We start from the raw sequence: 11,225 nt of genomic DNA, 5'->3' as shown, positions 1-11,225 counted from the left end.
ATGATCCTCGAATGCAGCCAGTGTCGGACACGGTACCTCGTTCCCGACAGCGCGATCGGCGCCGAGGGCCGAACGGTGCGGTGCGCGAGCTGCAAGCATAGCTGGTTCCAGGCGCCCGCCATCCTCGATCGCACGACCCGCCCGGTGCCGGCGGAAAGTCATAGCGCGCCCGCGCCGGTTGTTGCGCCCGCCGGGCAATCGGGATCCGCGCCCCAGACGTTCAGCGTGAAGGTGGCGCCCCCGCGCGTGCAAATGGCCGAGGCGGAAGCGCCGGTGGCTGTCGCGGCGCGTCCCGCAGCGCGCGCGCCGTCGCCGGCACCCGCCCGGCCGACACCGCCATCGTCACCGCCGTCGTCACCGCGCGTCTATGAGGATCCGGTCGTCGCGGCTCCCGAATATGACCCCTTCGCGCCGCCGCCGCGCTTCAAGCCGCGCCGCAATCCGGCCAAACGCTGGACCGCCGCCGCAGTGATCGCCGGCTTGTCGATGCTGCTCGGCACCGGCGCCATCCTCTATTCGGGAGCGCCGGGCATCGCGGCGCAATTGGGCCTCGGCATCGGCCGCGAAGTCGAGACGCCGTTGCTCTTCACCGACAAGAGCGTCGAGCTTCGCCCGATGCCCAATGGCAGCGAGGCGTTCGTCGTTTCGGGCAAGGTGAACAACCCCACGGGAACCGGGCAGCGCATCCCCGATATCCGCGTCGAGCTGCTCGATGGCGCCGACGACATCGTCTATAGCTGGCGGATCACCCCCGAGAACCGTGCACTCGGTCCCAAGGCGGCGCTCGACTTTACCGGCGCCAAGCTCGACGTTCCGCGCAACGCCAAGACGGTCAAGCTCAGCTTCGCGAACGAAATCGGCGGCTGACCCAGCCGAGCCGTAGGCCGTGCAGCAGCGCGGCCGCGACCATTCCCAGTCCGGAGGCGAGGACGAGACCGTTCGGGCCAAAGCCACCCTGCACCAGCAGCACGCCCAGGCCGCCGGTGATGACGAAGAAGGCGATGATGCCGTTGACCCCCGCCGCCACCTGATCGCCGAGCGAGCGCAGCGCATAGACGAACACGACCTGCACGCCGTCGAACAGAATGAACGGCGCCCATAAGACGAGCATCGCCGCGGCGAGCGCGTGGACGCCGCCGGTCGCCGGGAAGACCGCGACCACCTGCAGCGCCAATATGATCAGCAACAGCGACAATGCGCCCGTCGCCAGCGCCGCGAGCAAAGCCGCGATTGCCGTGCGTCGTGCGGCGTCGTGGGGCACGCCCTCGCCAACGGCATTGCCCACGCGCACGCCGGCTGCCGAACCCAGCCCGAGCGCCACCGCGAAGGTGACGTTGTGGATCGAGAAGACGATCTGGAAGGCGTGTGCGGTCGTCTTGCCCAATTGGGTCGACAGCGCGATCAGGATCGCGAAGCCGATCAGCTCGAGCCCCGAGGCGATCGCCGGCACCAGTCCGAAGCGCGCGAGCCGCAGTGCGCCGGCCCAGGAAGCGCGGCTCCCCAGCGCGCCCAGATCGTGCACGCCGCGCGATCCCGCGCGCGGCAGTGTCCAGGCGGCGACCACCATGCCGACTGCACCGAGCGCGGATGCGATCGCAGTCGCCAGCGCCGCGCCGACTGCGCCCGTCACCGGGAATCCAAACTGGCCGGTGGCGAGCACCCAGGCGAGCAGCGCATTGAGCGGCAGGATCGACAGGTTGACCACCGTCACGCGCCGCGGCCTGCTCACGCCTTCGAGGAAGAAGCTCGCCGCGACGATGATCAGCTGGAAGGGATAGGCGATCGCCATCACCTGCACGACATCGGCGGCAGCAGGGGCGATGCCGGGCGCGACGCCGAGTCCGAGCAGCATCGGCTCGGGCCACAGGAACAGCGCCAGCCCGCTCGCCAGCCCCAGCATCAATGCGAGCAGCATGCCCTGATGGAACACGCGTCCGGTCTCGCGCAGATCCCCGGCGCCGTCGGCGCGCGAGACATAAACGAGGATGCCGGTCAGCCAGCCGAGCCCCACGACGATGCCCGGAAAGGTGAGCGATCGGCTCGCCCCCAGCGCCGCCGCCTCGCTGGTGCTCACCAGCCCGACCACCGCCACGTCGGTGACGTGCAGGATCGTCCAGTTGAGACTGGTCAGCACCACTGGCCACGCAAGGGCGAGGATGCGGCGCATCTCGGCGGTGAGGGCGGGGGAGAGCAGCATGGCGGGCCGCTGCGTCTACTGTGGTTTCAGCAAAGCGGAAACGGATTACGCGAAAGCGGGCGCAGGTGGCTTGCATGCCCCCAAACGCTTTGCTAGGGGCCGCGCCTTACCAGACGCCGGGGACCTCCCGGCGAGTTTCACGTGCGGTCGTGGCGGAACTGGTAGACGCGCAACGTTGAGGTCGTTGTGGCCGAAAGGCCGTGGAAGTTCGAGTCTTCTCGACCGCACCAGAAACCAGGGGGCGCCGCTTCGGCGGCGCCACAGTTTTTCCCAAGCCTGGCACAATTTTGCGACAAGTCGCCTGTAGCGAGCCATGAGACGCGGCCCCGTCATGCGGGAGCGTGGGTCTTGGGAGTAACAGGATGTTGAAGTGGGGATGCGCGATCGGTGCGCTGATGGTCGGCGCGCTGCCGGTGGCGGCACTGGCGCAGGATCAGGCGACGCCGGCCCCGGTTCCGACTCCGGTTCCGACTCCGGCTACCGTCGAGGCGACGCAAACTCCCGCGCCGCAGGCCGAGCCCGTTCCCGCGCAATCGGGCGCGCAGCAGGCGCCGGCACAGGACGATGCCGAGGCGGCCGGCGAGGATATCGTCGTGACCGGCCAGCTGCGCGGTGCGGTGCCCGGCGACGTCAAGCCCGAGGTCCAGCTCGGCCCCGCCGACATCCGCGCTTATGGCGCGTCGAACGTCACCGAGCTGATGACCGCGCTTTCGGCGCAGCTCGGCAGCGGTTCGGGCCGCGGCGACGAGCAGCCGGTGATCCTGCTCAGCGGCCGGCGTTCGAACATCGCCGAGATCCGCAACCTGCCCACCGAAGCGATCGAGCGCATCGACATCCTGCCTGAGGAGGCCGCGCTCCAGTTCGGCTACGGCGCCAACCAGAAGGTGGTCAATTTCGTCCTGCGCCGCCGCTTCATGGGGCTCACTTCGGTGCTCGAAGGTGCGATGCCCACCGCCGGCGGCAATTCGTGGCAGAGCGGCAACGTCAATCTCAACAAGATCCGGCGCAGCGAACGGCTCGAGCTCGACATCAAGTACAGCCAGAATTCAGGCATCCTCGAGAGCGAACGCGGCGTGACGCGCGCGCCGGTGACCTTGTTCGACACGGTCGGCAATATCGCCGGCGTCCCCCGTGTCGACCCTGTCACGGGCCTTATCAGCACCGAGATCGACCCTGCACTCAGCGCGCTTGCGGGAACCATGGTCACGGTAGCCGGCGCGCCGGACAGCGCGGTCGGTGCGGCGCCGACGCTCGCCGGTTTCGCGGCCAATGCGAACCGGGCCAATGCCGCCGATCTCTCGCCCTATCGTACGCTGACGGGCGGCGGCGGCGGCCCCGGCCAAGGACCGGGCTTTAGCGCGACACCGCAAAAGAACCTTGCGATCAGCGCCACCTACACGCCCGCGATCTCGGACAAGGTCAACGCCACCGCCACGGTCCAGTTCACGGCCAATCACACCGATTCGCTGCTCGGCCTGCCCGGCGCGACGCTGCTGCTGCCCGCGGGCAATCCTTTCTCGCCCTTCTCGAACGACGTGCGGCTCTTCCGCTATTACGACAATCTCGCGCCGCTGACGCGCTCGAGCGACAACCGGGCGATCAATGGCAATCTTACCCTCAACGGCACCACTTCGCCGTGGCTCGCGAGCTGGAGCTGGTCGCTCCAGGCAAGTTACAATTACGGCGAGACCAGTTCGGTCACCGCCACCGGCGTGGACGCCGTGCAGGCGCAGGCGCTGCTGGACGCGCGCGATCCGGGCTTCAATCCGTTCGGGCCGATCGCTCCGTCGCTGGTCAGCCTGCGTTCCGACCAGCTTGCCAAATCGAACTCGAGCAACCTCAATATCGATTTTGCGACCTTCGGGTCGTTGTTCAAGATGCCCGCCGGCGACGTGCGCGCGACCGTGCGCGTAGCCGGGCGGAGTCAGGACCAGCACAGCGAATCCTGGATCGCGAACCGATTCCAGCCGGGAGATGTCGCGCGCGACACGGGCAGCATACGCGGCAACATCACCGTTCCGCTCACCAGCCGCCGCCTGGCCGTGCTCGATGCGATCGGCGACCTGTCGATCACCGGCAATCTCGAGGTCGAGCAGCTTTCGGATTTCGGCCGGCTCACCAGCACCACTTATGGGCTGAACTGGTCGCCGATTCCGCAGATCCGCGCAAACATCAGCATCAGTGACGACAGCAACGCGCCAGATCCGGGCAGACTCGGCGATCCGGTGCTGGTGACGCCGAACCGCCGCGTATTCGATTTCGTCCGCAACGAGAGCGTCGACATCATCGCGATCACTGGGGGGAACCCGCTGCTGGTGGCGGACAGCCGCCATGCATTCAATGCGCGCGTTTCCATCAGGCCGTTCACCGAGACCAACCTCAACATCAGGGCCAGCTACAGCAACCAGCATTATCGAAACTCGACGGAGAGCTTCCCGGGCGCCACGGCCGAGATCGAGGCGGCGTTTCCCGACCGGTTCGTCCGCGACCGGGACGGGCGGCTGACCAGCATCGATTATCGGCCGGTCAACTATGCGAGCCGCGACACTTCCCAATTGCGCTGGGGCATCGACTTTTCGATCCCGATCTCCTCGCCACAGGCGACGCGCATGCGCGAACGCCGCACCGCATTCCAGGCGGCGATGGCCGAATCGCGCCGCACCGGCCAGCCGCTTCCACCCGAATTTACTGCGCAGCTCGAACAATTCCGCCGCCTCGGCCAGCAGCAGAGCCTGTTCGGTGGCAACCAGCGTCGCCAAGGGCAGGGGCAAGGCCAAGGCCAAGGCCAAGGTCAGGGGTCGGGCCAACCTCAGACGCAGGGCCAGCCGGATCAGGGGCGGGATCGCGGAGAAGGCCAGGGCCCGGGCGGGGGCGGCGGGTTCCGCGGCGGACAGGGCGGTGGCGGGCGCGGCTTCGGCGGCGGGGCGCGCGGCGGCTTCGGCGGCGGCGGCAATCTCATCCGTTTCACGCTCGATCATGCCTGGGTGCTAAGGGATGAGGCGCTGATCCGCCCCGGCCTGCCGGTCATCGATCGGCTCGACGGTTCGTCGGGACAGAGTGTCGCCGCGCACCGGATCGACGCGCTGGTCGCAGTGAAGCGCGACGCGTGGCTGCTTCAGGCCACCGCCAATTGGCAAAGCGGATCGCAGCGCATGACCGGCGCGCTCGGCAGCCAGACCCAGCTCAACTTCGGCAGCTTGGCCAAGATCGGCCTGCTGACTGAGTTCAACCCAGGTCAGGACATCGATTTCCTGCTCAAGAGTCCCTGGCTCCGCGGATCGCGTATCCAGCTGCGCGTCGACAATCTGTTCAATGCCAGACAGCGCGTGACCGATGAGAATGGCGTGGTACCGTCGGCCTATGTGCCGAACCTCGTCGATCCGCTGGGCCGTGTCGTCCGGCTGACCTTTCGCAAGCAGTTCTTCTAACCCGTCGCGTCAGCGTGCGGCGATCGCCTGCGGTCGCGGGCCCCGGCCGAAGCGCTCGTTCTTGTCCTGGTCCATGATCCGGCGGAACAGCAGCGTGATCGAGACGCGGCGGTTGCGCGGGTCGGTGGGGTTCTCGACGATCAGCGGCTCGCGGTCGGCGACGCCTTCGATCCGCTCGTAGCGCATCTCCGGCACGCCGCCCGAGGCGAGCCGGCGGCGCGTCGCTTCGGCGCGGCCGCTGGAGAGCATCCAGTTGTTCATGTTGCGGGGGTCGCCATAGCCGAGGCTGTCGGTATGGCCGCGGATCATGATCGGGTTCTCCATGTCCGCGATCGTCTCGGCGATCGTGCCGATCAGCGCGCTGGCATCGGGCACCAAGGCCGTCGTGCCCAGATCGAACATCGAATAATTGGCGTCGTCGAGCAGATCGATGCGCATGCCGTCGCGCGTCGCGACGAAGCGGATATGGTTGGCGAGCTTTGCCAGGCCGGGGCGCGAGCGCATCTTGGCCTGGATCTTCTTCGCGGTCTCGCTGAAGTTCTTCTGGTCCTGCTGGGTGAGCGCGCGCTGGTCCTTGAGCGTGCCCTTCTCGCCGGTGCCGACATCGTTGCCGCCGATCGCGCCGGCGGGGATCGTCATCGACCGGGTGCCGGTCTGCGAGGCTTTGCTGGGATAATTGTCGCGCGAATTGATCGCGTCGCCGCCCAGCAGCCCGTTCGATCCGGCGCTGTTCTGCTTGAAGTCGATCAGCGTCGGCGCGAAATAATCGGCAAGCGCCTTGCGCTGCTTCTCGGTGGTCGCGCCGAGCAGCCAGAGCAGCAGGAAGAACGCCATCATCGCGGTCACGAAATCGGCATAGGCGACCTTCCACGCGCCGCCGTGATGGCCGCCATGGCCTTCGACGAAGATCTTCTTGACGATGATCTTCGGCGGCTGGTTGCTCCCGTGCGGAGCGCGCGCCGCCATTTACCGGCCCCTTAGGCCGTCGAACACCTCGCCGAAGCCTGGCTGGTTCTGGTGCGCGATGCCCGAGCGTGCGGCTTCGATCACCAGAGGCTGCGGGTGGCCGTGGAGCGAGGCGATGATGATCTGCTTGACCGTGTGATAGATCGCCGCGTCGGCGTCGATCACCTGCTGGAGCCGGGTCGCGAGCGGGCCGACGATGCCGTAAGCCAGCAGCACGCCGAGAAAGGTACCGACCAGCGCCGAGCCGATCATCCCGCCGAGGATCGTCGGCGGCTTGTCGATCGAGCCCATCGTCTTCACCACGCCGAGCACGGCGGCGACGATGCCGAGTGCCGGTAGCGCATCGGCGAGGCTCTGCAGCGTGGTCTGCGGGCCCTGGACATGGTGATGGTGGGTCTTGATCGCGTTATCCATCACGTCCTCGACCGCGTGCACGTCGAGCGTGCCCGAGGAGACGACGACGAGACGCAGCGTATCGGTGATCAGGTTGATCAACGTGTGATCGGCGAGCAGCCGGGGATATTCGGCGAAGATCGCGCTGGATTTGGGATCCTCGACATGCGGCTCGAGTGCGATCGGGCCCTCGGTGCGCAGCATCTTCATCAATTTGGAGACGAGGAAGATCGTGTCGAGATAATCCTGCTTCTTGTATTTCGGGCCCTTGACGACCTTCATGAAGCCGCTGCCCAGCGCCTTCAGCTCCTTCATCGAATTGCCGATGATTAGCGCGCCCGCGGCCGCGCCGCCGATGATCAGCATCTCGTGCGGGAGCGCGTGCATCACGGGGCCGAGCGCGCCGCCGGTGATGACGAACCCGCCGAAGACCATCGCGATGAGGACGACAAAGCCGATCAACACAAACATGCGACTAAACTTCCCCCCGTGTCCGAGCGCCGGCACCTGTTGTGGTAAACGACCGCTTCGCCGTAACTTTCAGCGGAAAAAGCGTGCCCGCCGGGATCAGCGCAGATAATCGAACAGCGACAGACTGGTGAGCTTGGTGAAGCTCGCTTGCGTCGCCTGCAGGATCGTCAGCGTCTTCTGGAGCTGGGTCACCGCGGTGGTGATGTCGGTGTCCTCCAATGCCGTCCGCGCGGATTCGCGCGCCTCGCCCGCGTCGACGAGCCGCTCGGCATCGAGATCGAGCCGCGCAGCGCGCGCACCGGCCGATGCACGGGCGAGGTTGACGCTCTCCAGCGCGCCGTTGAGCCCCGTCATCGCCGCATCGGCTGCCGCCTTGACGTCGCCTCCGGCTTCCAGTGCCGCAGTGAAACCGGCGAGCACGGCGAACATGTCGCTGCTCCCGCTCGCAAAGGCGCGCACGCCGGTCACCGTTCCCTGGATGCTCGTGCCTTCGCCGATCGGGATCGCCGAAGGTTCGCCGGTTCCCGCGAAGCTGATCGTGCCGTCGGCGGCCTGGACATAAGCGACGTCGCCCGTCGCGCCGCCGAACAAAGGCTGGCCGCGCACGTCCCGGGTGTTCGAAAGCCCGAACAGCGCGTCGCGGATCGCGTTCAGCTCCTCGGCGATGGCGTCGCGATTGGCGTCCGAGAGCGTGCCGTTGGCGGCCTGGGTGGCGAGCTCGAGCGCGCGCTGGAGCTGCGATTCGACGCTGTCGAGCGTAGTGTCGGTCTGCGCGAGCAGCCCTTGCGCCATGCCGATATTCGCGGACCAGGCGCCGTCGTCGGCGGTCTGCTGCCTCATGGTTTGCAGGCGCAGATAGGCGGCGGGGTCGTCCGACGCGGTCTGGATCCGCTTGCCGGTGGCGATCTGGGTCTGGATCCGGTCCGCCTCGGCGCTCAGCTGGGTCATCAGCGACGCGGGGCGGTTGTAGAGCTGCGAAGTTGCGATGCGCATGGTCTGGATCACCGGATGTCGAGGATGGATTGCAGCGTCTCGCGCGCGACCTGAATCACGCGGGTCGATGCCTGATACGCCTGCTGGAAGCGGATCAGGTCGACCGCTTCCTCGTCCACGTTGACGCCGATCGCGGCGGTCCGCTCGGCAATGGCGGAATCGCGCATCGCCGACTGGGCCTGCGCGACGGTGGTGCGTGCCGAAAGCGCAGCGGCGTTGGCGGAAGTGAGCGTGGACACCCCGTCCTCGAACCTGCCTGAGCTGCGCAGCGTCTCGAACCCGGCGAGGTTGCCGTTGTCGCGCACGCCTGCGCCGGTCGCCGCGGCGGCGATGCCGCGCGGATCGTCGAGCACGAGCGTGAGCGTGGATGCCGGATCGCCGATCGTGAACATCGGAGCGCCGGCAGTGCCGGTCAGATCGTCGCCCGCGGCCTGCACCGTGTTGACGCCATTGGCGAAGGCGGTCGCCAGCCGGTTGATCTCGGCATGCGCGTCGGCGATCCGCTGCGCGCCCTCGGCAAAGCCCGCCAGCGCGCCGCCGTTCGGGAACACCGCGCTGCTCTGGCCCTGGAAATGCGCGGCATAGGCGACCAGCCCCGCATCGCTGCGCGCATAAGTCACCGCGCCCGCATTCTCGCCCTCGACGAGCACCGGCCCGGCGGGCCCGCCGACGCGGACCGAGGCCTTGCCGAACGGATCGGTGGTCACCGACACGTCGGTGATCGCGCTCATCTCCTCGAGCAATTTGTCGCGCTGGTCGAGCAGGGCCGCCTGGCCGCTGGTGCCGAGCGTCGAGCGCCCGAGCCCCGCATTGACCTTGGCCAGCGCCTGGGCGAGCCCGTTCAGCTGGGTCGCGGCGGCGCTGGCGCTGGCATCGAGATCCTCGGCCGCGCTGTCGAGCGCGGCGCCGGTGGCGGAGAAGGCGTAGGCCACGCTCGATGCCGCCTCCACCATCGTCGCGCGCGGCGCGAGCGAAGCGGGATCGGCGGCGACGCCCTTGGCCGCGTTGAAGAAGGCGGTGAGCCGGTCGCCCAGTTGCTGGCCGCTCAGCGAGCCCTCGATCCGTTGGAGCCAGGTCGCGCCGGTCTCGGTCTTGGCGAGATCTGCGGTTGCGGTGCGGACCTCGGCGGTCTTGTAGATGTCGGTCGCGCGCGAAATCCCGGTGACGACCACGCCCATGCCTTGCGCCGAGCCGGTGGTGAGCCCGCCGGGTGCCACGACTTCGCGCACCGGCGCGGTGCGGCGCGAATAGCCCGCATTGCCCGCATTGGCGATGTTCTCGGACGTGGTGGTCAGCGCGGCCTGATAGGCCCTGAGGCTCGACGCGCCGATCGACAGCATGTCGCTCATGGCGTGCTCCCTTCAGCGGCCGGTGCCGCAGCTTCGAGCGACTGCGACTTGGCGAGGAAGTCGGTCATCGCCTTGCCGATCCCGATCGGCGCGTGCGCGGCCATGCTCTGCGCGAGCTGCTGGTCCTGCATGTCGCGGAACTGCTGCCCCGCCTTGCTGTCGAACAGCCCTTCGCCAAGGCTCGCGGTGCGCATCGACTTGAGCATCATGCCGACGAAGATCGCCTCGAAGCGCTTGCCCGCGGCTTCGAGATTCTCGCTTGAGGCCAGCCGCGACGTATCCATCGACACGCCGCCGCCATTGCTCGTTGCGGGCGCATTGACTTGGGTCACAGGATGATCAGCTCGGCCTTGAGCGCGCCGGCTTCCTTGAGTGCCTCGAGGATCGCGACGAGATCGGCGGGCGAAGCGCCGATGGCGTTCACTGCCTTGACCACGTCGGCGAGCTTGGGGCCGGGCTGCATCAGGAACATCGGCTTCTTTTCCTCCTCGACGTTCACGCTGCTGTGCTGCTCCGTGACGGTCTCGCCCTTACTGAACGGCAGAGGCTGGCTGACATTTTGGGCCTCATCGATACGAACGGTGAGTTTACCATGCGTCACCGCGGCCGGACTGACCCGGACGGCCGAGTTTATGACCACGGTTCCGGTGCGCGCATTGACGATCACCTTGGCCGGCGCCTCGGCGGCCTCGACCGTGAGATTCTCGATTTCCGACATCAGTTCGGCGCGCACGTCTGCGCCGGCGGGTGCCTGCACTGCGATCGACACGCCGTCGATCGCGCGGGCGCGGGCGCTGCCGAAGCGGCTGTTGATCGCGTCCTGCACGCGCTGCGCCGTGGTGAAGTCGGCGCGGGCGAGGTTGAAGGTGAGCATCGGCGCCCGGTCGAACCCGGTATCGACGATGCGCTCGACGGTCGCACCCTCGGGGATGCGGCCGCTGGAGGGCGTGTTGACGACGATCTTCGAGCCGTCCGCGCCGTCCGCGCCGAGCCCGCCGACCGCGAGATTGCCCTGCGCCATTGCGTAGATCTGGCCGTCGGCGCCCTGCAGCGGGGTCAGGATCAGCGTGCCGCCGCGCAAGGACTTGGCCTTGCCCATCGACGAGACGGTGATGTCGAGCTTCTGGCCCGGCTTGGCGAAGGGCGGGAGCTCCGCGGTGATCATCACCACCGCTGCGTTCTTGAGGCTGGGGCTGACGCCGGGCGGTAGCTGGAAGCCGAAGCGCGAAGCGACGCCACGCATCGACTGGACGGTATATTCCAGATTGTCGTCGCCGGTGCCGGGAAGGCCCACGACGACGCCATAGCCGGTCAGCTGGTTGGTGCGGATTCCTTGGAAGCCACCCAGATCCTTCACGCGCTGCGCATGCGCGGGGGTGATGACAGTGAAAAGCGCGAGAAGGGCGAGCACCAGGGTTCCCCTCCCTG

9 protein-coding genes and 1 tRNA gene are annotated in these 11,225 nt (G+C 67.7%); 3 read left to right on the top strand and 7 right to left on the bottom strand.

The window, feature by feature from the left end; genetic code table 11:
• Positions 1-867, top strand: coding sequence for a zinc-ribbon domain-containing protein (locus BR78_RS0114755; RefSeq protein ID WP_029936855.1), 867 nt, complete (start codon positions 1-3; stop codon positions 865-867).
• On the opposite strand, the gene BR78_RS0114750 is transcribed toward BR78_RS0114755, so the two are convergent.
• On the bottom strand, positions 839-2,197 hold the full coding sequence (locus tag BR78_RS0114750; protein WP_029936854.1) for an MATE family efflux transporter: 1,359 nt from the start codon (positions 2,195-2,197) through the stop codon (positions 839-841). The two genes, BR78_RS0114755 and BR78_RS0114750, sit on opposite strands and share 29 nt — an antisense overlap.
• Positions 2,198-2,340: 143 nt before the next feature.
• Between BR78_RS0114750 and BR78_RS0114745 the strand changes: the two genes are divergently transcribed.
• Both BR78_RS0114745 and BR78_RS0114740 read left to right on the top strand, forming a co-directional pair.
• Positions 2,341-2,427: transfer RNA gene (locus BR78_RS0114745), tRNA-Leu, on the top strand.
• Between the two features lie 132 nt (positions 2,428-2,559).
• Positions 2,560-5,625 (top strand): hypothetical protein, encoded by a 3,066-nt coding sequence (locus BR78_RS0114740; protein WP_029936853.1) that lies wholly within the window; start codon positions 2,560-2,562, stop codon positions 5,623-5,625.
• Positions 5,626-5,634: 9 nt separating this feature from the next.
• Here BR78_RS0114740 and BR78_RS0114735 read toward each other — a convergent pair whose 3' ends face one another.
• The 6 genes from BR78_RS0114735 to BR78_RS0114710 all read right to left on the bottom strand — a co-directional run bounded on the left by BR78_RS0114735 (position 5,635) and on the right by BR78_RS0114710 (position 11,211).
• Positions 5,635-6,591, bottom strand: a complete 957-nt coding sequence (locus tag BR78_RS0114735) for a flagellar motor protein MotB (RefSeq protein WP_081855797.1) — start codon at positions 6,589-6,591, stop codon at positions 5,635-5,637.
• Positions 6,592-7,455 carry a flagellar motor stator protein MotA gene (gene motA, locus BR78_RS0114730; RefSeq protein ID WP_029936851.1) on the bottom strand — a complete coding sequence of 288 codons (864 nt, stop codon included), beginning with the start codon at positions 7,453-7,455 and terminating at the stop codon, positions 6,592-6,594. It abuts the gene before it with no gap.
• Between the two features lie 96 nt (positions 7,456-7,551).
• A complete protein-coding gene (gene flgL, locus BR78_RS0114725; RefSeq protein WP_029936850.1) occupies positions 7,552-8,448 on the bottom strand; it encodes a flagellar hook-associated protein FlgL in 897 nt (298 codons plus the stop codon).
• Positions 8,449-8,456: 8 nt separating this feature from the next.
• Positions 8,457-9,797: a flagellar hook-associated protein FlgK gene (gene flgK / locus BR78_RS0114720; protein WP_029936849.1), complete on the bottom strand. Its 1,341-nt coding sequence runs from the start codon at positions 9,795-9,797 to the stop codon at positions 8,457-8,459.
• The gene (locus tag BR78_RS0114715) at positions 9,794-10,129 is read right to left on the bottom strand and encodes a rod-binding protein (protein ID WP_029936848.1); all 336 of its coding nucleotides are present in this window, start codon (positions 10,127-10,129) and stop codon (positions 9,794-9,796) included. The genes flgK and BR78_RS0114715 overlap by 4 nt, the downstream gene beginning before the upstream one ends.
• Entirely contained in the window at positions 10,126-11,211 is a 1,086-nt protein-coding gene (locus tag BR78_RS0114710; RefSeq protein WP_029936847.1) for a flagellar basal body P-ring protein FlgI, read from the bottom strand. Before BR78_RS0114710 ends, BR78_RS0114715 begins: the two co-directional genes overlap by 4 nt.
• Positions 11,212-11,225: the final 14 nt, after the last annotated feature.

This window comes from Sphingomonas sp. UNC305MFCol5.2 (assembly GCF_000712135.1).
Taxonomy (GTDB): domain Bacteria; phylum Pseudomonadota; class Alphaproteobacteria; order Sphingomonadales; family Sphingomonadaceae; genus Sphingomonas.
Note: the sequence above shows the minus strand (reverse complement) of the source record. Positions and strands in the feature narration are given on the sequence as shown.